The sequence below is a fragment of the Kitasatospora sp. NPDC034035 genome, from assembly GCF_055575755.1.
This window is the reverse complement of the sequence record NZ_JBVISA010000024.1, coordinates 96,120-118,172: the sequence shown is the minus strand read 5'-3', so window position 1 is coordinate 118,172 and position 22,053 is coordinate 96,120. Positions and strand designations below refer to the sequence as shown.

Annotated in this window: 17 protein-coding genes; 10 read left to right on the top strand and 7 right to left on the bottom strand. The window is 71.8% G+C overall.

Going from position 1 to position 22,053, the window contains the following annotated elements:
- Nucleotides 1–118 precede the first annotated feature (118 nt).
- The gene (locus ACZ52J_RS29535; protein ID WP_465623090.1) at nt 119–3,922 is read left to right on the top strand and encodes a beta-N-acetylglucosaminidase domain-containing protein; all 3,804 of its coding nucleotides are present in this window, start codon (nt 119–121) and stop codon (nt 3,920–3,922) included.
- Nucleotides 3,923–4,067: 145 nt separating this feature from the next.
- On the opposite strand, the gene ACZ52J_RS29530 is transcribed toward ACZ52J_RS29535, so the two are convergent.
- Nucleotides 4,068–4,712 (bottom strand): HNH endonuclease, encoded by a 645-nt coding sequence (locus ACZ52J_RS29530; RefSeq protein ID WP_360506205.1) that lies wholly within the window; start codon nt 4,710–4,712, stop codon nt 4,068–4,070.
- A 502-nt stretch (nt 4,713–5,214) separates the two neighbouring features.
- Here ACZ52J_RS29530 and ACZ52J_RS29525 point away from each other — a divergent pair.
- Nucleotides 5,215–6,399, top strand: a complete 1,185-nt coding sequence (locus ACZ52J_RS29525) for a mechanosensitive ion channel family protein (protein ID WP_465623088.1) — start codon at nt 5,215–5,217, stop codon at nt 6,397–6,399.
- A gap of 40 nt (nt 6,400–6,439) precedes the next feature.
- Here ACZ52J_RS29525 and ACZ52J_RS29520 read toward each other — a convergent pair whose 3' ends face one another.
- The 4 genes from ACZ52J_RS29520 to ACZ52J_RS29505 form a co-directional block, all read right to left on the bottom strand.
- Nucleotides 6,440–7,684, bottom strand: a complete 1,245-nt coding sequence (locus ACZ52J_RS29520) for a tetratricopeptide repeat protein (protein ID WP_465623086.1) — start codon at nt 7,682–7,684, stop codon at nt 6,440–6,442.
- Between the two features lie 39 nt (nt 7,685–7,723).
- Nucleotides 7,724–8,464: a hypothetical protein gene (locus tag ACZ52J_RS29515; RefSeq protein WP_465623084.1), complete on the bottom strand. Its 741-nt coding sequence runs from the start codon at nt 8,462–8,464 to the stop codon at nt 7,724–7,726.
- A gap of 442 nt (nt 8,465–8,906) precedes the next feature.
- A complete protein-coding gene (locus tag ACZ52J_RS29510; RefSeq protein WP_465623082.1) occupies nt 8,907–9,104 on the bottom strand; it encodes a DUF397 domain-containing protein in 198 nt (65 codons plus the stop codon).
- A gap of 13 nt (nt 9,105–9,117) precedes the next feature.
- Entirely contained in the window at nt 9,118–9,969 is an 852-nt protein-coding gene (locus ACZ52J_RS29505; protein WP_465623080.1) for a helix-turn-helix domain-containing protein, read from the bottom strand.
- 188 nt (nt 9,970–10,157) lie between these two features.
- On the opposite strand from ACZ52J_RS29505, the gene ACZ52J_RS29500 reads away from it, so the two are divergent.
- The 8 genes from ACZ52J_RS29500 to ACZ52J_RS29465 all read left to right on the top strand — a co-directional run bounded on the left by ACZ52J_RS29500 (nt 10,158) and on the right by ACZ52J_RS29465 (nt 19,995).
- Nucleotides 10,158–10,511, top strand: a complete 354-nt coding sequence (locus tag ACZ52J_RS29500) for a hypothetical protein (protein WP_465623078.1) — start codon at nt 10,158–10,160, stop codon at nt 10,509–10,511.
- An 869-nt stretch (nt 10,512–11,380) separates the two neighbouring features.
- Entirely contained in the window at nt 11,381–12,571 is a 1,191-nt protein-coding gene (locus ACZ52J_RS29495; RefSeq protein ID WP_360503355.1) for an ROK family transcriptional regulator, read from the top strand.
- 135 nt (nt 12,572–12,706) lie between these two features.
- Nucleotides 12,707–14,062 carry an ABC transporter substrate-binding protein gene (locus tag ACZ52J_RS29490; protein WP_465623075.1) on the top strand — a complete coding sequence of 452 codons (1,356 nt, stop codon included), beginning with the start codon at nt 12,707–12,709 and terminating at the stop codon, nt 14,060–14,062.
- A 27-nt stretch (nt 14,063–14,089) separates the two neighbouring features.
- Entirely contained in the window at nt 14,090–15,106 is a 1,017-nt protein-coding gene (locus tag ACZ52J_RS29485; RefSeq protein WP_465623073.1) for a carbohydrate ABC transporter permease, read from the top strand.
- Between the two features lie 21 nt (nt 15,107–15,127).
- Nucleotides 15,128–16,045, top strand: a complete 918-nt coding sequence (locus ACZ52J_RS29480) for a carbohydrate ABC transporter permease (RefSeq protein WP_465623071.1) — start codon at nt 15,128–15,130, stop codon at nt 16,043–16,045.
- Nucleotides 16,045–17,358 carry a 6-phospho-beta-glucosidase gene (locus ACZ52J_RS29475; protein WP_465623069.1) on the top strand — a complete coding sequence of 438 codons (1,314 nt, stop codon included), beginning with the start codon at nt 16,045–16,047 and terminating at the stop codon, nt 17,356–17,358. Before ACZ52J_RS29480 ends, ACZ52J_RS29475 begins: the two co-directional genes overlap by 1 nt.
- Nucleotides 17,359–17,456: 98 nt before the next feature.
- Nucleotides 17,457–18,476 carry an N-acetylglucosamine kinase gene (locus ACZ52J_RS29470; RefSeq protein WP_465623067.1) on the top strand — a complete coding sequence of 340 codons (1,020 nt, stop codon included), beginning with the start codon at nt 17,457–17,459 and terminating at the stop codon, nt 18,474–18,476.
- Between the two features lie 409 nt (nt 18,477–18,885).
- Complete coding sequence (locus ACZ52J_RS29465; protein WP_360503369.1) at nt 18,886–19,995, top strand: hypothetical protein; 1,110 nt, start codon at nt 18,886–18,888, stop codon at nt 19,993–19,995.
- A gap of 128 nt (nt 19,996–20,123) precedes the next feature.
- On the opposite strand, the gene ACZ52J_RS29460 is transcribed toward ACZ52J_RS29465, so the two are convergent.
- Together ACZ52J_RS29460 and ACZ52J_RS29455 are read right to left on the bottom strand one after the other, a co-directional pair.
- Complete coding sequence (locus ACZ52J_RS29460) at nt 20,124–20,786, bottom strand: response regulator (protein WP_465623064.1); 663 nt, start codon at nt 20,784–20,786, stop codon at nt 20,124–20,126.
- Nucleotides 20,783–21,961: a sensor histidine kinase gene (locus ACZ52J_RS29455; RefSeq protein ID WP_465623062.1), complete on the bottom strand. Its 1,179-nt coding sequence runs from the start codon at nt 21,959–21,961 to the stop codon at nt 20,783–20,785. Before ACZ52J_RS29455 ends, ACZ52J_RS29460 begins: the two co-directional genes overlap by 4 nt.
- Nucleotides 21,962–22,053: the final 92 nt, after the last annotated feature.

The following is a 22,053-nucleotide window of genomic DNA, read 5'->3' as shown; positions in this document are numbered from 1 at the left end:
AGTTGTGGCCGGGCGGCGGCTGCGGTCGCAGCTGGAGCAGAGTCCGGCGTTGCGGGACGTGTTGCAGCATCCGGCGGCGTTGGTGGCGCGGCGTGCGACGGCGCGGACGTGCCGTCAGTTGGCGCCCCGGACGGCGGACCGGCTGATCGCCGACCTCAAGGGCACGGAGCCGCTGTTGGCGTCCGTGCGGGCGGAGCGTGCGGCGGGGCGGCCGGGGCGGCGGGCGATGCAGATCGCGGCCGGCGTGGCGGCCGCGGCGGTGGTCGGCGGGCTGTTGGCCGGGCCGTTGCCGTCGGCGTACGCCGCGACGCCGGGGCCGGACGTGGTGAGCACCGCGCCGCAGACGCCGCTGGGGAGCGTGACCGATCCTCAGGTGTTCCCGCGGCCGCAGGAGCAGGCGGTGGCGGGCAGGGCGGTCGTGGTGCCGGGTGCCGTGACGCTGGTGACCACGCCGAAGGCGGACCCCGGTGCGGTGCTGGCCGTCCGTGAGGTGCTGGACATCGCCGGGGCGACCGACGTGACGTCGCGGTCGGACGGCGGGACGCCGGTGGCCGGGTCGCTGGTGGTGTACGTCGGCGGACCCGCGGAGGGTGCCGGCGGCGAGGTGGACCGGGTGCTGCGGCAGCTGACCGCCGCGGCGGGTGGCAAGGAGGGCACCGCGCCCTCGACCGCGAACCTGCCGGCCGGCGGGTACGTGCTGTCGGCCGGTCAGTTGCCCGCCCAGGGCGGCGGGACGTACGGCGCGGTGGTGCTGGCGGGCGTGGACGCCACCGGGACGTTCTACGCCGCGCAGAGCCTGCGCCAGCTGCTGGCCGCCGTGCCGGCCGGGCAGGGGCAGGCGGCGGGCGCGAACGGGCTCGGCCTGCCGGGGATCACGCTGCGGGACTGGCCGAGCGGCGCGCCGGTGCGCGGCACCGCGGAGGCGTTCTACGGCACCCCGTGGACCGCGCAGCAACGGCTGGACCAGATCGACTTCCTGGGCCGCTCCAAGCAGAACTTCTACCTCTTCGCCCCCGGTGACGACCCGTACCGGCTGTCCCGCTGGCGCAACGCCTATCCGGCCGCGCAGGCGGACGAGCTGCGCGAGCTGGCCGCCCGGGCGCGGCGCAACCACGTCACGCTCGGCTACGCGATCGACCCGGGGCAGTCCCTCTGCTTCAGCTCCGGCAAGGACGTGGACGCGCTGGTGGCCAAGCTGGACGGGCTGCGGGCGCTCGGCTTCACCGCCTTCCAGCTGCAGTTCCTGGACGTCAGCTACGACGAGTGGCACTGCGGAGCCGACCGCGACGAGTACGGCACCGGGCCCGCCGCGGCCGCCAAGGCGCAGGCCGAGCTGGTGAAGAAGGTCAACGACCGGCTGATCGCCAAGAACCCGGGCCTGGCGCCACTGTCCGTCGTCCCGACCGAGTACCACCAGCAGGGCGCCACGCCGTACCGCAAGGCGCTGGCCGCGGCGCTGCCGACGGGCGTGCAGGTGGCGTGGAGCGGGGTCGGGGTGATCCCGGAGAAGATCACCACCGCGCAGGCCTCCGACACCACCGACCTGTACGGGCACCCGCTGGTCACCATGGACAACTACCCGGTCAACGACGCCAGCCCGGACCGGCTCTTCCTCGGCGCCTACACCGGGCGCGACCCGGGCGTGGCCACCCGCTCAGCAGTGATGCTGACCGGCGCCATGCAGCAGCCGGTGGCCTCCCGGATAGCCCTCGCCACGGCCGGCGACTACGCCTGGAACCCGGTCGGCTACAAGCCGGACGAGTCCTGGCAGGCCGCCCTGCGCTCGCTGGCCGGGCCGACCGGCGCCGCCGCGACGCCCGCCGGGACGGCGCTGCCCGCGGTCACCGCCCTGGCCGGCAACAGCACCTCCTCGCCGCTGTCCAAGCAGGAGTCCGGCTACCTGACGCCGCTGCTCGACCGCTTCTGGGCCGCCGCCGAGCCGACCTCGGGCACGGCGCCCGACCTCGCCAAGCTGATAGAGGCCGCCGGCCCGCTGCGGGAGGCCTTCGCCGCGATGGCCACCGCCCAGCAGACCCTGGCGGGCACCCCGGCCACCGCCCAGCTGGCCGGCGAGGCCGCGCCCTGGCTGGGCCCGCTGCGCGACTACGGGCTGGCCGGGCAGGCCGCGCTGAACATGCTGCTGGCCCAGCACGGCGGCGACGGCGCGGCGGCCTGGAAGGCCCGGGTGGAGCTCAACCGGCTCCGCGAGCAGCTCGACCGGGCCCCGGCCACCATCGGCGCCGGGGTGCTCGGCCCGTTCCTGGACCGCGCCGTCCGGGCCGCCGACAACTGGGCGGGCGTGGTCGGCGGCGGGGTCACCGCGACCACCACCCTGGGCACCGCGCAGGACCACCTGCCCGGGCTGATGACCGACGGCGTGGCGAACACCTTCTACTGGAGCTCCGCTCCCCCGCAGCCGGGCGACGCGGTCGGCCTCGACCTCGGCGCGGGACGCCCGGTCAGCGGCGTGACCGTGCTGATGGGCAGCTGGGGCAACGGCGCGGACGCCGCGACCGCCGTGGACGACTACATCCGCGACGGCGTACTGGAGTACTCCACCGGCGAGGGCGGCTGGAAGCAGCTCGCCGTCGTCAGGAACCAGAAGACGGTCAGCGCCCAGCTCCCGCCGGGCACCGTCGTCCGGGCGGTGCGGCTGCGGGCCACCGCGGCGCAGAAGACCGCCGTCGCGGTGCGCGAGTTCACCGTCACCGCCCCGGACGAGTCCCCGGCGAGCGTCACCGGCGGGCCCGACGCGCTGCCCGGCTCCTCCGCCGCCGCCGTGCTGGACGGCAACCCGGACACCGCGTACCGGGCCGCCAAGGCGCCGACCGCGCAGGACGACCCGCTCATCGTCGAGCTCGGCGCCGCCCGTCCGCTGGACCGGCTCACCGTGCTGACCGACCCGGGCGTGCGCGCCACCGCCACCGTCGCGGTGCGCCGGGCCGACGGCACCTGGGCGGACATCGGCACCGTGCAGCCCGGCTACAACGAGCTGCCGGCCGGCGGGCAGGTGGCGGACGCGTTCCGGCTGACCTGGAAGCCCGGCGGCGACCCGCCGGTCGTCAACCAGGTCATCCCCTGGTACGCGGACGCCCCGGCGGCCCGGCTCACCCTGTCCGACCCGGCCCTGGACGTGGTCACCGGCGCGGCCTCGGCCGCCCAGACCCGGGCCACCGTGGAGGCCGGGCGCCCCGAGGGCACCACCGGCGAGCTGCGCGCCGAGGTGCCGGCCGCCGCCAAGGGCCTGACCGTGACCCCGGCCGGCCCGGTGACCGTGCCGCGCGGCGGCCGGGTGGGCGTGCCGCTGCTGGTCGCCGCCGCGCCGGGCACGCCGTCCGGGACGTACCAGGTGCCGGTGCGGTTCGTGGCCGGGGCGACCACCGTCCAGCAGGTCCTCCAGGTGCACGTGGTCCCGCCGACCGGCGGGCCGGACCTCGCGCTCGGCGCGAAGGCCACCTCCTCGGGCGACGAGACGGCGAACTTCCCGGCCTCGGCGGTCGCCGACGGCGATCCGAAGAGCCGCTGGTCCTCGCCGGCCAAGGACGACGCCTGGGTGCGGCTGGAGCTGCCGCAGGCGACCCGGCTGGGCTCGGCGGTACTGCACTGGCAGGCCGCGTACGCGAGCTCGTACAAGATCCAGGTCTCGGCGGACGGGAACTCCTGGACGGACGCGGCCACGGTGGACAACGGCAAGGGCGGCGACGAGACGGTGCGCTTCGACGCGCCCGGGGTCCGGTTCGTCCGGGTCCAGGGCGTGGCGCGGGCGACCAAGTACGGCTACTCGCTGTACGGGGTCGAGCTGTACGCGGTGACCCCGCCGGCCGCGCCGCAGCCGCCGGCCGGCCAGCCGGGCCAGCCCGGGCAACCGGGCGGTGCGCCGAGCGCCCCCGCGACTCCTCCGGCGGCGCCGCCGAAGCCGTAGCCATAGCCCGGCGCGCCCCGTCGGCTCGCCGGGCCCCGAAAAAAGGGACCAACGCGGCGGGCCGCCGTGCTCCCCGGTGCGGGGGCGCGGCGGCCCATGAGGCGCGTACCGACGGTGTGACGGGCGAGCCCTTGTGTCGCTTCGGTCAGGCGGAGAGCGGTTCGGGCTGCTCGCCGCGGCGGATGGGGGTGGGGTGGGCGCCGTGCACCCGGCCGATCGGGACCGAGTGGTTCGGCTCGGTATGGTCGAGGTGCTCGTACTCGCCCCACTGCGGGGCGCGCAGTTGGTCCGCGCCGCCGTAGGGCTCCAGGTAGGGGCGCCAGCGCGGGTCCTTGATGCCGGTGCCGATGATCCGCCAGGCGAGTCCGCTGGGCGGTGCGGGTGGGCGCTTCATCCGCCACCCGAGTTCGGTGAGGTGGCGGTCGGCCTTGGTGTGGTTGCAGCGGCGGCAGGCTGCCACCACGTTGTCCCACCGGTGCTGGCCGCCCCGGCTTCGCGGGATGACGTGGTCGACGCTGGTGGCGGCGGCCCCGCAGTAGACGCAGCGACCGTGGTCGCGGGCGAACAGCGCCCGGCGGGTGAGCGGGACGGGCCCGCAGAACGGGACCCTGACGAAGCGGGTCAGACGGACGACGGACGGCGCCGGAAGGGCGCTGGTGGCGCTGTGCAGAGTGACTTCCGAGTCCTCCAGGCTGACCGCCTTGTGGTTGAGGACCAGGATGAGTGCGCGGCGCATCGATACGACGCCGAGTGGCTCGTAGGACGCGTTGAGGACCAGGACATGCGGCACGGATGCCTCCTTGGACGCCTGCGGCGCGTGGCTCGCGCCGGGACGAGCGGTTGGATCGCGCAACGAGTACGCGATCTCCCCCAGTGTCGCCTTACGCCTTTGTACGGCGCCACCACTCCTGTGTAACGGAGCTGACGTGAACTCCGGGTGTGGTCTCTGTCATAGCCGGTATGCCCGGGGAAGGTCGGGTTGCACCCGGGTGCCGGCCGAGCACCGCGCGGGGGCCGCCCGGTGGCCCTCCCGGGGGACGACTCGGCCGGTCGGAGCAGTGTCCGGCCGGGTCGGGGCGGCGTCCGGGGCGGGGTGCGGGGGGAGCGCACCGGGGCGTTGACGGGGCGTCCGGGCCGTTCCGTACGCCCTTCGGCGGCTTCCCGCGAGGCGGCGGACGATCTTCGGCGTGTCCGGGCGGGCGTTCGGCGCCGGATAGGGTGAGGCGCACGGTCCGCGGGCCGCTTGCCGGCGGTGCGGACCCGACACGCCACCCAGCAAGGAAGGTCCGCACGTGTTCAGCTCCGGTGCCACCGGTCTGTCCGACGCGTCCTCGACGCCCTCCGCTCCGACGCCGGCCCCCAGCCCCACCGCGCAGCTGCCGAACCTGGACCTGCGGATCCCGACCAGCGCGCAGGAGGTCTCGGACACCACCAAGCAGGCCGCCAGCTGGTTCGACACCCACTGGCAGAGCTGGCTGGCCTCGGGCCTGCGGATCGTCTTCATCGTGCTGCTGGCGCTGGTGCTGCGGGCCATGCTGCGCAAGCTGATCACCCAGCTCATAGGGCGGATGGCGCGCACCCCGGAGCACCAGGAGGAGAGCCGGCTGGGCGGACTGCTGGCCAACACCGGGGTCGTGAACCCGGAGCGGCGCCAGCAGCGATCGGAGGCGATCGGCTCGGTGCTGCGCAGCGTGGCCTCCTTCACCATCCTGGGCACGGCGGCACTGATGGTGCTCTCCGCACTGGGCGTGAACCTGGCGCCACTGCTGGCGAGCGCCGGTGTGGCCGGTGTGGCGATCGGTTTCGGCGCCCGCAACCTGGTCACGGACTTCCTCTCCGGGGTCTTCATGATCATGGAGGACCAGTACGGCGTCGGCGACGAGATCGACACCGGGGTGGCCAGCGGCACAGTGCTGGAGGTCGGCCTGCGGGTGACCAAGCTGCGCGGCGCGAACGGCGAGATCTGGTACATCCGCAACGGCGAGGTGAAGCGGATCGCCAACATGAGCCAGGGCTGGGCGACCGCCTCGGTGGACGTCCAGATCGGCTACAAGGAGGACCTGCTGCGGGTCGAGGACCTCATCCTGCGGACCGCCGAGGAGCTGGCCAAGGAGGCACCGTACGACGAGCTGGTCTGGGCGCCGGTGTCGATCCTGGGCCTCGAATCGGTCGCGGCGGACTCGGTGATGGTGCGGGTCGAGGCGCGGACCGCGCCCGGCAAGGCCCCGGCGGTCTCCCGGGCGCTGCGGCAGCGGCTGAAGGTGGCCTTCGACAGGGCCGGTATCAAGGTCAAGGAGGAGACCCCGACGGCGGCCGGCGCGGCGGCGGCGAGCGCGGCTGGGGCGGCGACCGGAGTGGTGATCGCGCCGGCGCCGGCGCCGGCGGCCGAGCAGACGGCGCCGTCCGCGCTCAGCGACCCCAACTCGGCTCGCTTCAAGGCCAGCGAGCCGATCCCGGCCCCGAAGCCGGAGCCGTAGGGACACCCTCCCCTCGTAGAACCGACTGCTCCCGCCTTCCCTAACGAGGGACCGGCGGGAGGTTCGTAAGCGTGCGCAGAGCCTGATCACGCGCGCGGAAGCCGAAGCTGACGAGGGTGACGCTCTCTCCGGCACTGAGGGGCGTCCGGCCGTGCGGCGTGAGCGCGCCGTCGAAGACGACGCAGTCACCCGGGGCCAGGTCGCATTCGAGGTGGCCGTCGGCGTTGATGAAGACGGTGGTACTGGCCCGGGGCGCCCTGGCAGGGCGCTCGTGCTTGAGGCAGAGGATCAGGTTGGCCTCGCCGAAGCCGGACTCGTCCACGTGGAAGTCGAGGAACTGCCCTTCCTCCAGGTACGCGATGTAGACGGCGGTGTGCGGCTGCTCGACGTCCAGGCCGGTGGACCGCGCTACGACTGCGGCCAGATCGACTTGTGCGGCGAAGCGGTTCGCGGTCTCGCCGACTGCCGCGTTCCACTTGCCGTTGTGGAGGTATCCGTCAGCGGCTACGGCCTTCTCGGCCTCCTCCGCCATGGCGGCGACCAGCTCGGCGGGGAACGGCTGACCAGGCAGGTGGCGCGGGTGAACACGCTGGTGTGCAGTGAGGCCGCGCACGGCGTCCCGGAGAGCGGGGAAGTCCTCTGCCCACCGGGCCGGCGTCCGGGCCGTGGTGCGGGATTGGAGCCATGAGGTCCACTGACCGCTCCACCGGCGCGGCACCGCGTCGTCGGCCGCCGATGCTTCGGCCTGGCCGATCAGCAGCTCCACCCGGGCGAGCGCGGCCTGGGTGGACTCGATCAGCTCGGCGTCCCCCTTGGCGATCCGTAGCCGCAGCGCTTGTTGCAGATGGTCCCGGGCACCCGCGAGGTCGCCGCGCTCCATGAGGTGCTTGCCGGTGTGCTGGAGCGCGAAGTCGACGAGTTCCGGGTGCCGGCTTCGCGCAGTGTTCAGCGCGCTGCGGTAGAGCGCGTCCGCGGTCTGCACGTCACCGGCATAGCGGTGCGCGTCGGCGAGATTGAGCCCGGTGGCTACGACGGCTCGGGTGTTGCCGATCGCTGCGGCCAAGTCGAGCGACTGCCGGAGGAACACACGGGCCTCCTCGTGGTCGCCCAGGCACATCTGGCCGATGCCGATCCATCTCGTCAGGACCCGAGTACGCGCGGGATCGGTGCCCTCGTACAAGCCCTGCAGTTCCTGGTGGAGTCGGCCGACCGCAGTGGTCAGCTCGTTCCGGTCGGTGGGGACCATCCGCAGGTTGTCGTCGTGGGTGATGAGGTGCTCAAGCACTCGACCCCTCCGTCGTTCGATTCCATTCAGCGTGGCGCACTACAGCTGGTCGGTCTGATGGCGCAGGTCGGCCAACAGCTCCACCCCGTGGGGGGAGAAGTGCTCACGCAGGAGTTCGAGTTCGCGCATGAGGTAGCGGACGGCCGGCAGCGCCTCGCCGTAGGCGCTCTGGAAGCTGGCGCGCTCGTTGGGCGACAGGTCGTCGCGGCGCAGTTCGGTCTGGCGGAAGCGCAGCAGCTCGTTGTACACGCAGGTCGCGTGGAAGGCCCTGTCGATCTCCCAGTACTGGTTGCGGTCCTCTCCCTGCCCGGCCCGCCACCTGATCTCGATCCTGGGGGATGTCCTGGAGGAGTACCCGTCGGCGAAGACCTGGTTCTGGAGGACGTGGAAGCTGATCGACTGATGGGTGCCCTCGTGCAGGATGTTCTCCGCCAGGAAGAGGTGGGACGGCTCCTCGCTGACGGTGTTCGGCGGGATGTGGCGCCGGGCCTTCTCGGAGAACACGATGACGTACGGGAGTGCCGGGTCGCTGGAGCTGGTCAGCGAGGACGAGTGGACGCCCGGCTTGAGGCCCACCCACAGCAGCCCCCGAACGAATTCGCGCACGCGGGCGAACCCCTCAGGGTGGATCAGCGACAGGCGGTCCAGGGCCTGCGTCAGCGCCACGCGGCGCTCTTCGGTGTGCTGGACGATCTCGTAGTCCGTCAGGTTGATCTCGTCGGCGATCTCACCGGGAAGCTCGGCGTCGAACCAGCCGAAGGCGGCCCCGGCTACGGTCACGGGTTCACTGCGAAGAGAACGGGCGTGCTCCGCGTAGGGGGTGCCCGACTTCACCAGGCGCTGTGCAGTGCCATGATGGGCCTCCTGAGCGGGTCGGAGTCGATCGCCTTGAACGATCTTGCGGCACAGGTCGCCACTCGCACCATGAACTTGCTCGAACTTGCTCTGGCATTCCGCTACGACGACCGCTTGCTCGTCAACCCGCTGCCCTGCCACAGGCGAGTGGACACCAGCAGCTGGTTCTACAACTACGCTCACAGCTTCGAATCCATGGCGGTCTTGCGGTCCAGAGCTCCTTCGAGGGGCCCGCACAGCCTGCGACGCCTTGAGTGTGCGCCCAGAGCGGCGGGGCAGCGGCCCGGCATGCTCGTTCTCCGCCAGCGCTCTGGCCCGACAGGTCGGCTGGTCGCTTGTACGTCGATGCTTCCCCCGTCGACTCTCCTTACATTGTCAGATGGTCGAACTCTCCCGCCTTGACGCCGCGCAGGAACGCACGGAGTCCGTCAGGCGATGTGGTGATGACGACGTCGGGGTCATCGCTCTCGCGGATTTTGATGCTGCGGTCAGGGGCTGTGGCGAGATAGATGCAGTTGGCGGTGTCGCCGCTGAATGACGACTTCTGCCAGCCCTGAACGGCCATGATTACTCCCCTCTCAAATGCTCTGGGCGATACGGCGGATGAGGTCGCGGGACGTGTCGGGCTTGAGCGCGCTCGCCTCCAGCCGGTCCAACACGGCCCGATACTTGATCAGTTGCGGCTCGGTGTCAATGAAGTCGTACCGGTCCCCATCGACCTGCACGCTGTCCAACCGGGCGACCTCGGCGGCGAAGTACACGATCCCGGCGCCGGAGCTGGGGTAGCTACCGGTGCCGAACGGGATCACCCGCAGGTCGATGTGCGGGTACTCGCTCATGTTCAGCAGGTATTCCAGCTGATCGCGGGCAACTTCTGGACCACCAAAGCCCATACGCAAGGCGGCCTCGTGGACGACGGCCGACAGCGGGGTCTGTTGCTCGCCGTACAGCACCGCCTGTCGCTTGATGCGATGAGAAACAAGGTGTTCCACTTCGGGTGGAGACAAGGGCGGCACCACATCCCGGAAGAGCGCGCGAGCGTGCTCGGGGGTCTGGAGAAGGCCGGGGATATGGATCACCGTGGCGATCCGCATCGATTGCGCATGGTGCTCGATCTCCGCCAGGTCGAGCGCTCCGGCCGGCAGGATCTCGCGGTACTCCTCCCACCAGCCCCGGGTGCGACCACCGGTCATGTGGGTGAGCGCCTCGATCAACGCGTCATCCACGCAGCCGTAGAGGCGGGCCAGGGTCCGTACCCGGTCCGCGCTCACCGGATATCCGCCGGATTCGATGTTGCTGATCCGGGACTGCGGGATGCCATGCAGTTCCCCGGCTCGCGTGACCGACAATCCTGCCTGCTCGCGCAACCGGCGCAACTCCGTGCCGAGCCGCCGCTGCCGGATGGTCGGCGGATTCTTGCTGGGCGGCATCCACTGCCTCCTTACTCTCAACCGCCGTCGTCGATGCCGTCACCCTCCAGGGTGACGGTGATATGAATTTCTCGAAGGCGGTGGACTACATACTACCGAGTGGCTACTTTTGACTCTGCGTCAGGGATTGTCGCTGCCCGTGGTGGTGGCAGCGCGGCGCCCAACTCCCGTTTACGTAGGAGACTTCCATGACCGCTACGCCCTCGCCAAACCCCCACCCAGCCACACCCAGGCTGGCGGCCGAGCCGACCTTCGCCCAGGAGCTGTGCGAACTTGTGCTCGACACCGCACCCCAGCTCTTCGCCGTCGTCCAGGTGTGCGGCGAGGGCCCTGCGGACGCCGACGGATGGGTCGTCGCCTGGGGGCTCGTCGACAATGACGGGCCGACACACGTGATCGACATCAACGGGCGGGCGCGGATGACCCTCGCATCTCCCGAACGGGCCTTGCGCCACTTCGCCGGGCGACCGGGGATCACCTCGCGGCTGGTCTGGCTCGCGCAACCGGGAGCTGCCGGGCTGGACCGACCCGAAGCTGCCTGACCCCCAGCCTGATGACGCGCCTGTCGGCGGAGGAACCGACATGTCGGAATCGCAAGGGATGCGGCGGCTTCGCGTCTTGGGCGCAGGCTCGCCCGGTTTGCGTTGGTCACTCGCTTTCCCCTGGTTTCGGGCGCCCCGGCCGCTTCCGGCCGGGCCGCCGACCGATCACTGTGATTGCAGGTCGAACCAGACGGGAACGCCCTTGGCAGCGGGGCGGGTAGGCGGGGCGCCCATTGTTCTGGGCGGGCCCGCGTCCGAGGACGCGGGCCCGCCTTTCTCATCCGTTCCCTGCTCGCCCGCATTGCGCCCCGTTCCGCCGCGATCACGATCGCGGCGGAACGGGGAAGGAGCTGTGATTGACCACAACTTTCCCGCCCTCTGTGCAGGAAGTCGGTCTGGCCGACTTCCTGCACAGAGGGCCGGGCACTGCCGTCGCCGCTTCGGCCGTGCCGAAGCGTCCTCGGTGTGCCAGGACTTGTGTTGCCTGCCTCGCCACCCGGGCGAGGCAGGCAACACAAGTAGAGCCATATTTCATTCAGTCCGCACTTGAGCGTTTTCTGAGGCGTGGCCCCCTCGGCGCACCGAGGAGGCCACGCCAGAATTCTTACCTGCTTTAATTGTTTCACCCATCGGCACGCCACACACACTCAGGGGGATGGCAGAATTTATTCTTTCTTTATATTTATTTTCTTTTTTGAAGACCGAGAGAGCATTGGCCCCGCCCCCACCACAGCGGAGGTAACGCTTCGGCATCCTCCGGTCACCCGGCCATTGACACCCCGCTGACGCGGCCCTTACGGTCCTACCCAAGCGACTGGAAAGTTTCCTAACAGTTCTCTCGGGCGAGCCGAAGGAGGAGGATTCCGGGCATGACCAGGAGCACCGCCAGAGTCCCCCTCGCCGGCACGCCGAGCCTGCTGCGGGCCATCAACGACCGCGCCGCCCTCGAACTGCTGCTGGAGAACGGCCCGCTCTCCCGCACCCAGATCGGCACGCTGACCGGGCTGTCCAAGCCCACCGCCTCCCAGCTGCTGGCCCGGCTGGAGGCGGCCGGGCTGGTCCTGCCGGTCGGCACCACGGCGGGTGGTCCGGGGCCCAACGCGCAGCTGTACCAGGTGAATCCGGCCGCCGGGTACGTCGCCGGGCTGGACGTCACCAACAGCGGGATCCGGGTCGCGGTCGCCGACATCACCGGCACCACGCTGGCCGAACACACCGTCACCACCAAGGGCGTGCCGGCCGCCGAGACCGTTCCCCGGGTCGCGGCGGCGGTGGCCGAGGCGGTCCGGGCCGCCGGGCTCGCCGAGGGCAGCCTGCGCACCGTGGCGATCGGCGTCGGCGGCGCCCCCGACCCGGTCACCGGCAAGCTGCGCTACGCCTCCCACCTGCCCGGGTGGCACTCGCCGCGACTGGTCGAGGAGTTGTCCGAGGCGATCGGCGCGCCGGTGTCGATCGAGAACGACGTGAACCTGGCCGCCGTCGCCGAGCAGGCCTCCGGCGCGGCGGCGGGCTTCGAGGACTTCGTGCTGCTCTGGGCCGAGGCGGGCGTCGGCGCCGCGATCGTGATCGCCGGTCGGCTGCACCGCGGCTTCACCGGCGGCGCCGGGGAGGTCGGCTACATGCCGGTGCCCGACTCACCCGTCGAGTGGGACTCCCGCCGCCGCAAGTTCGGCGGGTTCCAGGCCCTGGTCGGCGCACCCGCCGTCCGGGCGCTGGCCCGCGAGCACGGGCTCGGCGCGCCCACCGCCGAGGAGTCGATCGCCAAGGCGCTGGCCACCCCGGGCGCCGGCGACGTCTTCCTCGCCGAACTGGCCGGGCGGCTCGCCGTCGGGCTGACCGTGATCGTCGCCGTGGTCGACCCCCAGCTGGTGGTCCTCTCCGGCGCGGTGCCGACCGCGGGCGGCGAACGCCTGCGCGCCCTGGTCGAGGACGAACTGGCCAAGCTCTCCATCGCCCGGCCGGAGGTGCGGAGCAGCGCCCTGCCCGGCTCCCCGGTGCTGCTCGGCGCCCTGCAACGCGCCCTGTCGGACGCCCGCGAGGCGGTCTTCTCCACCCACTGACGCCGCCGCCCACCGACACCGCCACCCACCGAGGCTCCCACCCACCGACGCTCCCCGCACCCACCTCTCCCCACCCCCCGAACGCGGGACCCGAGGCGACGCCGCCTGCCCGCGCACTCCCAGGAGGACCTCGTAGTGCACGCCACCACCTCCCGCCGAGGCCGCCGCACGATCGTCGCCGTCGCCGGCAGCGCCGTCCTGGCCCTGCTCGCCACCGCCTGCACCGGTTCCAGCGACTCGGGCGGCAGCGACGACTCGGCCAGCGGCAAGGACGTCACCATCACCTTCTGGCACGGCTGGAGCCAGGACAACGAGACCAAGGCGATCAACGACAACATCGCCGCCTTCGAGAAGACCCACCCCAACATCCACGTCAAGGCCGTGGGCAACATCCCGGACGACAAGGTCAACCAGGCCCTGCGGGCCGGCGGCGACGACGCGCCCGACGTGGTCTCCTCCTTCACCACCAACAACGTCGGCATGTTCTGCTCGACCAAGGCCTTCATCGACCTCAAGCCGCTGCTCCAGAAGAGCGGCATCGACGCGGCCAAGACCTTCCCGGCCGCGATGCTCAACTACACCCAGTTCCAGGGCGACCAGTGCTCGCTGCCGCTGCTCGGCGACGCGTACGGCCTGTTCTACAACAAGAAGGCCTTCGCCGACGCGGGCATCGCCAACCCGCCGAAGACCTTCAGCGAGTTCGCCGCGGACGCCGCCAGGCTGACCGTCCCCGACGGCGACTCGTACAAGCAGCTCGGCTTCATGCCGCTGTACCACGGCTACGAGTCCACCACCGAGCACTTCCTCGGCCAGTACGGCCCGACCTACTTCGGCGCCGACGGCAAGTCGAACATCGCCACCGACCCGAAGGTCGCCGCGATGCTCAAGTGGCAGAAGGGCCTGGTCGACCAGCTCGGCGGCTACGCCAAACTGGAGAAGTTCCGCTCGACCTTCGGCGAGGAGTTCAGCGCCAAGAACCCCTTCCTCACCGGCCAGGTCGCGATGGCCATGGACGGCGAGTGGCGCACCGCCGCGCTCGCCGACAACAAGCCCGACTTCGAGTGGGGCACCGCCGCTTTCCCCGTCCCGGACGACCAGGCCGACACCTACGGCCGCGGCTACCAGACCGGCACCATCGTCGGCATCGCCGGCACCAGCAAGAAGCAGGCCGCCGCCTGGGAGTTCGTCAAGTACCTGACCACCGACACCGACGCGGTCGTCGGCTTCGCCAACGCGATCCACAACGTGCCCAGCACCTTCGAGGCGCTCGACTCGCCGAAGCTGGTGAGCGACGACAACGTCAGGACCTTCCTGGACATCGCCAAGAACGCGCACTCCGGCACCACCCCGCCGGCCGTCAACGGCAGCGCCTACATCGTGTCCCTGCAGAACCTGGGCTACGACTACGAGTCCGGCAAGCAGACCGACCTCCAGGTCGGCCTGAGCGCCACCGCCAAGCAGATCGACACCGACATCGCCCAGGCCAAGTAAGCGCCGCGAACGGCCCACGGAGCTCCCATGTCACTCGCGTTCGGCACCCGCAAGGGAAGCGGCGGCAAGGCCGGCGCCGGACCGACCGACCCGGCGGCGCCCTCCACGCAGCACCTGCTGCGCCGGAAGCGCCGCCGGGAGGCGGCCCGCACCCTCGCCTTCCTCTCCCCCTGGCTGATCGGGTTCAGCGTCTTCTTCGTCTACCCGCTGGTCTCCACCGCCTACTTCTCCTTCACCCAGTACAACGGCTTCGGCCAGCCGACCTTCAACGGCCTCAAGAACTGGGACTACGTCTTCAACCAGCTGCCGACCTTCTGGCAGGGCCTGCGCAACACCCTGTGGCTGGTCGCCGTCATGGTGAGCCTGCGGGTCGCCTTCGGCCTCGGTGTCGGGATGCTCATCACCAAGGTCAAGACCGGCACCGGCTTCTTCCGCACCGTCTTCTACCTGCCGTACCTGGCCCCGCCGGTGGCCGCGACCGTCGCCTTCGCCTTCCTGTTCAACCCCGGCACCGGCCCGGTCAACCACCTGCTCGGCGAGCTCGGCCTGCCGCAGCCCGGCTGGTTCGCCGACCCGGACTGGTCCAAGCCCGCGCTCACCCTGCTCGCCATGTGGGGCGTCGGCGACCTGATGGTCATCTTCATGGCCTCACTGCTGGACGTCCCCAAGGAGCAGTACGAGGCGGCCGCGCTGGACGGCGCCGGACCGTTCCAGCGGTTCCGGTACGTCACCCTGCCGAACATCTCGCCGATCATCATGTTCGCGGTGGTCACCGGGGTGATCCAGACCATGCAGTACTACACCCAGGCGATCGTCGCCGGGAAGGTCGCCAGCGGCATCGCGGGCAACTCCGGCCAGCAGTTCGAGCCCGGCTACCCGGGCGGCTCCACCTGGACCCTGCCGCAGATGGTCTACAACCTCGGCTTCCAGCACTTCAACTACGGCGCGGCCTGCGTCGTCGCCCTGGTGCTGTTCGCCATCTCGATGGCCGTCACCTCGATCCTGCTCCGCCGCGAGTCCGGCTTCATGGCGAGCGACGACTAGCGGGCCAGTGAGGACCTGATCATGACTCTTGGCAACACACTCACCGAGGCGCCGGCCACGGCCGGCTCCACCCGCCCCCGCGGCCCCGGCAGTCCCGCCGCCCGGGCCGCCCGGCGCCGCGCGCTGCTCAACTGGGTGGCCGTCCACTCGTTGGCCATCGCCGCCGCGCTGTTCTTCCTGCTGCCCTTCGTCTTCGTCTTCCTCACCTCGGTGATGGACGACCGGCAGGCACTCACCACCGACTACTGGCCCACCCACTGGGAGTGGGGCAACTACAGCAAGGTGTGGGACACCCCCGGCTTCCTCACCTGGTGGCGCAACACCCTGCTGTACGCCGGCGCGGGCACGCTGCTGACCATCGTCTCCAGCCTGCCGGTCGCCTACGCGCTCGCCAAGTTCCGCTTCCGCGGCCGCAACCTGGCGCTGATGGCGGTCATCGCGATGATGATGCTGCCGCCACAGGTCACGGTCATCCCGATGTACCTGTTCTGGGCCAAGCAGATGGGCCTGAGCGGCTCGCTCTGGCCGCTGATCATCCCGATGGCCTTCGGCGACGCGTTCTCCATCTTCCTGCTGCGCCAGTTCCTGATGACCATCCCCAACGAGTACATCGAGGCGGCCCGGATCGACGGCTGCGGCGACCTGCGCACCCTGCTGCGGGTGGTCCTGCCGATGGCCAGGCCCGCCATCGCGGCGGTCGCGCTGTTCCAGTTCTTCTACTGCTGGAACGACTACTTCGGCCCGCAGATCTACGCCAGCAACGAGCGCGAGGCCTGGACCCTCAGTTACGGACTGGAGTCCTTCAAGGCCGCCCACCACACCAACTGGAACCTCACCATGGCCGCCACGCTGCTGGTGATGGCGCCGGTGATCATCCTCTTCTTCTTCGCTCAGAAGGCCTTCATCGAAGGCGTGACACTGACAGGGGTCAAGGGCTGATGTCCGCACCGAAGACGTCCGGAGCTTCCTCGCTCAAGCTGGCCATCGTCGGCGGTGGTTCCACGTACACCCCGGAACTGATCGACGGCTTCGCCCGGCTGCGCGACACCCTGCCGGTCGGCGAGCTGGTGCTGATCGACCCGGCCGCCGAGCGGCTGGAGCTGATCGGCGGGCTCGCCCGGCGGATCTTCGCCAAGCAGGGGCACGCCGCGGTCGTCACGGTGACCACGGACCTGGCGGCGGGCGTCGCGGACGCCGACGCCGTCCTACTGCAGCTGCGCGTCGGCGGGCAGGCGGCGCGCAACCAGGACGAGACCTGGCCGCTGGAGTGCGGCTGCGTCGGGCAGGAGACCACCGGCGCCGGCGGGCTCGCCAAGGCGCTGCGCACCGTCCCGGTGGTGCTGGACATCGCCGAGCAGGTGCGCCGGACCAACCCGGACGCCTGGATCGTCGACTTCACCAACCCGGTCGGCATCGTCACCCGGGCGCTGCAGACCGCCGGTCACAAGGCCGTCGGGCTGTGCAACGTCGCCATCGGCTTCCAGCGCAAGTTCGCCGGGCACCTCGGGGTGGACCCGGGGCTGATCCGGCTCGACCACGTCGGGCTCAACCACCTCACCTGGGAGCGCGGGGTGACCCTGCTGGACGCGCCGGGCGCCTCCGGCGGGCGGGAGGTGCTGCCCACGCTGCTCGGCGACTTCGGCAAGGAGATCGCCGAGGACCTGCACCTGCCGCAGGCCGTCATCGCGCGGCTCGGCGTCGTACCGTCCTACTACCTGCGGTACTTCTACCAGCACGACGCGGTGGTCGCCGAGCTGAAGGAACAGGGCTCGCGGGCCGCGCAGGTCGCCGAGATCGAGCGGCAGTTGCTGGAGATGTACGCCGACCCCACCCTGGACACCAAGCCCGAACTGCTCGGCAAGCGCGGCGGCGCCTTCTACTCGGAGGCCGCCGTCCAGCTGATCGCCGCGCTGCTCGGCACCGGCGGCGGGACCTCCGTCCAGGTGGTCAACACCCGCAACGACGGCGTCCTGCCCTTCCTGCCGGACGACGCCGTCATCGAGGTGCCCGCCGAGGTCGACGCGGCGGGCGTGCGCCCGCTGCCGCAGCGCCCGCTGGAGCCGCTGTACGCCGGCCTCGTCGCCGCCGTCACCGCGTACGAGCACCTCGCCCTCGACGCCGCCCTGCGCGGCGGGCGCGACCGGGTCTTCGACGCGCTGCTCGCCCACCCGCTGGTCGGCCAGATCGAACAGGCCGACCGGCTCACGGACCGGCTGCTCGCCCACAACCGCGAGCACCTCGCCTGGGCCTGACCCGGCGAAACCGTCCACCCCCGGCCGACGACACCCCCGGCCGGGCACCCCCGGCCGACGACTTCCCGGCCGGGCCACGTACGAGCCGCGGGGACTTGATGACCCACCAGCCCGAACCACTCCTGCCCGGCGTCCTCGCCATCGACGCGGGGAACTCCAAGACCGACGTCGCCCTGATCGGCGCCGACGGCAGCATCCTCGGCACCGCCCGCGGCGGCGGCTTCGAACCCCAGAAGATCGGCGGCGCCGCAGCCGTCGCCGGCCTCACCCCGCTCGTCGAACAGGCCGCGGCCCAGGCCGGCCACCCGGGCTGGCGCGGCGTGCTCACCAGCCACGTCAGTGCCTGCCTCGCCAACGCCGACCTGCCGGTCGAGGAGCAGGGCCTGCGCGACGCCCTCGAATCCCACCCGTGGGGCGTCAGCAACACCGTCGTCAACGACACCTTCGGCCTGCTCCGGGCCGGCACCGACGGCCCGCGTGGCGTCGCCGTCGTCTGCGGTGCCGGGATCAACTGCGTCGGCCTGCTGCCGGACGGCCGCACCGCCCGCTTCCCCGCCCTCGGCGAACTCACCGGCGACTGGGGCGGCGGCTCCGGCCTCGCCATCACCAGCATGTGGCACGCCGTACGGTCCGAGGACGGCCGCGGCGGGCCCACCGCGCTCGCCCGCGCCATCGCCGAGCACTTCGGCCTGCCCAGCGCCGGCGCCGTCGCCGAGGCCGTCCACCTCGGGCACCTGCCGAGCGCGCGGCTGCACGAGATCGCGCGGGTGCTGTTCGCAGTCGCGGGCGACGGGGACGCCATCGCCCTGGAGCTGATCGACCGCCAGGCCGACGAGATCGTCCGGCTCGCGGTGGTCGCGCTCGGACGCCTCGAACTGCTGGACACCCCCACGCCGGTCGTGCTGGGCGGTGGCGTGCTCGCCTCCGAACACCCGCTGCTGCTCGACAACCTGAAGGCGCGCCTCGCGCAGGCCGCGCCGCTGGCCGAGCCCCGGGTGGTCGTCGCGCCGCCGGTGCTGGGCGCGGCACTGCTCGGGCTCGACCACCTGGAGGCCGGCGCGCAGGCGCAGACCCGGCTGCGCGAGGCCTACGAGGGGCCGCGGCGGGCCGCGGCCTGACGCCCGCTCGACGACTTCCCTCCCCCGCCGGATCCGCACGTCCGGCGGGGGAGGGAACCGCGCTCCCGGACGGGGGTGAGCTGCCCGGCCCATACGGTGTAGAGGCTCCCCTCAACTGTTGATAGTCCGCTGCGCTACGCGCATCAACGCCCTGCCACCTGCGGGCTTTTGATGTTCGAGGCGGTACGTGTGGGTTTTCTTTGCGCTCGCCGTCGTTGACCCGGTTTCAGCGGCTCTGCTTTGCTTCGGGCCGTCGACGGCGGAACGGTCCCCCATCCCCACTTCGCCGACTGCTCGTGACGAGCGGTCCGCCGTTCCGTGCTGCCGTCGTCGTACTCCCCTTCGTCCCCCCACGGTGCCGCCGCGCCCTACCGGCGTGCGGTCGGCACATGAGAGAGGAACCCTCACGATGGGCATGTCCCCCACCTCCCGCCGGACGCGGACCCGGGCCCTGACCGGGCTCAGCGCGCTGGCGCTCGCCGCCGCCGGCTTCGCCGCCGCCCCGGCCGCCCAGGCCGACCAGCCGACCAGTGAGTTCGCCGGGAACAGCCACCCGTACCGGCACGGCGCCGTCCCCACCAAGGAGGGTGCCGAGCACGCCAACGCCTCCTCCGCGGCCGCGGCCCGCACCTCCAACCTGAAGTTCGGCGGCAGTGTCAGCGGCGTCGGTGTCACCACCGGCGCGCCGCAGGTGTACCTGATCTTCTGGGGCTCCCAGTGGGGCACCCAGGGCACCGACTCCAACGGGTACACCACCCTCTCCGGTGACCCGTCGGGCGAGGCCGTCCGCGCGCAGCAGCTGTTCAAGGGTCTGGGCACCAACAACGAGACCTGGTCCGGCGTCATGACCCAGTACTGCGAGGGCGTCGCCAAGGGCGCCACCAGCTGCCCGTCGACCGCCGCGCACGTCGGCTACCCGACCGGCGGCGCGCTGGCCGGCGTCTGGGTGGACTCGTCGGCCGCCGCCCCCGGCCAGGCCACCGGCAACCAGATCGCCAAGGAGGCCATCGCGGGCGCCGCGCACTTCGGCAACACCACGGCGGCCTCCAACCGCAACGTGCAGTACGTGGTGCTCTCCCCCACCGGCACCCACCCGGACGGCTTCAACACCTCCACGGGCCAGTTCTGCGCCTGGCACGACTGGAACGGCGACACCACGCTGAGCGGCGGCGCCGCCTCCTCCCCGTACGGCAACCTGGCGTTCACCAACGACCCGTACGTGACCGACATGGGCAGCTCCTGCGGCCAGAACTACGTCAACAGCGGCAGCGCGGGCCTGCTGGACGGCGTGACCATGGTGTACGGCCACGAGTACTCGGAGACCGTCACCGACCAGTTCCCGGCCGGCGGCTGGACGGACTCGTCCGGCGCCGAGAACGCCGACAAGTGCGCCTGGAAGGGCGTCGGCGGCACCGGCGGCTCGCAGAACGTGAACTTCGCGACGGGCTCGTTCGCCATGCAGGGCACCTGGTCGAACGCGGTCAGCGGCTGCCAGATCTCGCACGCGATCGTCCCGTGACGATCGGACGCCCCGTGACGGTCTGACGCGGGGAACGGCGCCGGGGTGGGCTGTGCGGGCCCACCCCGGCGCTCTCGCGTTCCCGGCCGGCTCGGCGCTCTCGCGTTCCCGGGCCGGCTCGGCGCTCCCTACGGGCTGACCAGTCCGAACTCGTAGGCCTGGATGACCAGGTGGACCCGGTCGCGGGCGTCGAGCTTGGTGAAGAGCCGGGCGACGTGGGCCTTGGCGGTGGCCACGCTGATGGTGAGCTCCTGCGCTATCTCGGTGTTGGACAGACCGCGCCCGACCAGGGTGAGCACCTCGCGTTCGCGCTCGGTGACGCCCCCGGTGACGGCCCGCCTGGGCTGCCGTCCGGCGGCGGCGTCCGGGCGGGCGGCGAACTCGCCGATCAGCCGGCGGGTGATGCCGGGGGCGATCAGCGCGTCCCCGGCGGCGACCACCCGGACGCCGTCCAGGATGGTCTCCAGGGCGAGGTCCTTGACCAGGAAGCCGCTCGCGCCGGCCCGCAGCGCGCCGTACACGTAGTCGTCGTCGTCGAAGGTGGTGAGGACGAGGACGTGGGTGGGCAGGTCCGGGTCGGCGGTGATCCGGCGGGTGGCCTCGATGCCGTCCGTGCCGGGCATCCGGATGTCCATCACCGCGACGTCGGGGCGCAGCCGGGCCACCAGGTCGACGGCCTCGGCGCCGTCACCGGCCTCGCCGACCACCTCCAGGTCCGGGGCGTCGGCGATGAGCACGCGCAGGCCGGTGCGGATGAGCGGCTGGTCGTCCACCAGAACGACACGGATCACGGTCCCACCTCCAGGGGGATCGGCAGTCGGGCGGCGACCCGGAAGCCGCCTTCGGGGCGCGGGCCGGCACTGAACTCGCCGTGCAGCAGGGCGACCCGCTCGCGCATGCCGGCGATGCCGTAGCCGGCGCCGGGGATGGCCGTCGCCGCTCCGGCACCCAGGTCGACGACGGCGACGGTCAGTTCGTCCGGCCGGTAGTCGACGGTGACGTGGCAGTCGCGGGTGCCGGAGTGCTTGACCACGTTGGTCACCGCTTCCTGGACGATCCGGAACGCGGCGAGGTCGACGTCGGCGGGCAGTGCGCGCGGCTCGCCGCCGCGGGTCACCGCGACCCGGACGCCGGCGCCCGCGCCCTTCTCCACCAGCCGGTCCAACTCGGCCAGCCCCGGGGCGACTTCGAGCGGCGCGGACTCGTTCTCGCCGGCCCGGAGCGCGCCGAGCATCCGGCGCAGCCCGGCCAGGGTCTCCCGACTGGTGACCTCGATCGCGTTCAGCGCGTTGCGGGTCTCGGCGGGCTGGGTGTCCATGACCCGGCTGCCCATGCCGGCCTGGATCGCGATGATGCCGATGTTGTGCGCGACCATGTCGTGCAACTCGCGGGCGATCCGCAGCCGCTCGGCGGTGACGGCCTGCTCGGTGGCGCGGCCGCGCAGGGCCTCGGTGTGGGTACGGCCCTGGTGGACGGTGTTCCCGACCAGCCAGGCGATCAGCGCGGTCGCGGCGAGGCCGCCGAAGGCGAACGGGTTGACGGGGAAGCCGGCGGCCAGACCCCGGACGAACAACCCGGCGAGCGTGGCGAGCGGCAGTCCCAGGGAGCTCAGCGAGACGCGGCGGGAGCGGGTGGCCGCGCAGTAGCCGACCACCGCGTCGGCGATCAGGAACTGGAGCACGGGGGTCTCCGGGACCTTCCACATCCCGAGCGAGTAGACGCTGCCCGCCAGTGCCCCCGCGACGGCGGCCAACGGCATCCTGACGAGCAGCGTCGCGACCAGGGTGGTGACGACCGCGGTGACCACCAGCGGCATGTCCTCCGGGTTGCCCTGATAGTCGAAGAGGTGGTGCAGCTCGCCCTCGCGGGTGAAGAAGCGGAACACGACCAGGGCAGCCCAGAACGCCCCCACCCACACCCCGGCGGGCAGGCGCCTGAGCAGCGGCGGACGGGCTTCGATGATCATGACGCGATGGTAGCCGCGGCCCGTCCGGCGGCACATCGGCCCGGGGGCGTAATCCCCGGGGCCAGTGCGGCGGCGGCCGGTTGTGGCCCGCC

Coding starts and splice junctions, on each gene's coding strand:
- ACZ52J_RS29480 (WP_465623071.1), top strand. CDS start 15,128: ATGACTCTTGGCAACACACTCACCGAGGCGCCGGCCACGGCCGGCTCC.
- ACZ52J_RS29500 (WP_465623078.1), top strand. CDS start 10,158: ATGACCGCTACGCCCTCGCCAAACCCCCACCCAGCCACACCCAGGCTG.
- ACZ52J_RS29475 (WP_465623069.1), top strand. CDS start 16,045: ATGTCCGCACCGAAGACGTCCGGAGCTTCCTCGCTCAAGCTGGCCATC.
- ACZ52J_RS29455 (WP_465623062.1), bottom strand. CDS start 21,961: ATGATCATCGAAGCCCGTCCGCCGCTGCTCAGGCGCCTGCCCGCCGGG.
- ACZ52J_RS29485 (WP_465623073.1), top strand. CDS start 14,090: ATGTCACTCGCGTTCGGCACCCGCAAGGGAAGCGGCGGCAAGGCCGGC.
- ACZ52J_RS29470 (WP_465623067.1), top strand. CDS start 17,457: ATGACCCACCAGCCCGAACCACTCCTGCCCGGCGTCCTCGCCATCGAC.
- ACZ52J_RS29495 (WP_360503355.1), top strand. CDS start 11,381: ATGACCAGGAGCACCGCCAGAGTCCCCCTCGCCGGCACGCCGAGCCTG.
- ACZ52J_RS29505 (WP_465623080.1), bottom strand. CDS start 9,969: ATGCCGCCCAGCAAGAATCCGCCGACCATCCGGCAGCGGCGGCTCGGC.
- ACZ52J_RS29510 (WP_465623082.1), bottom strand. CDS start 9,104: ATGGCCGTTCAGGGCTGGCAGAAGTCGTCATTCAGCGGCGACACCGCC.
- ACZ52J_RS29465 (WP_360503369.1), top strand. CDS start 18,886: ATGGGCATGTCCCCCACCTCCCGCCGGACGCGGACCCGGGCCCTGACC.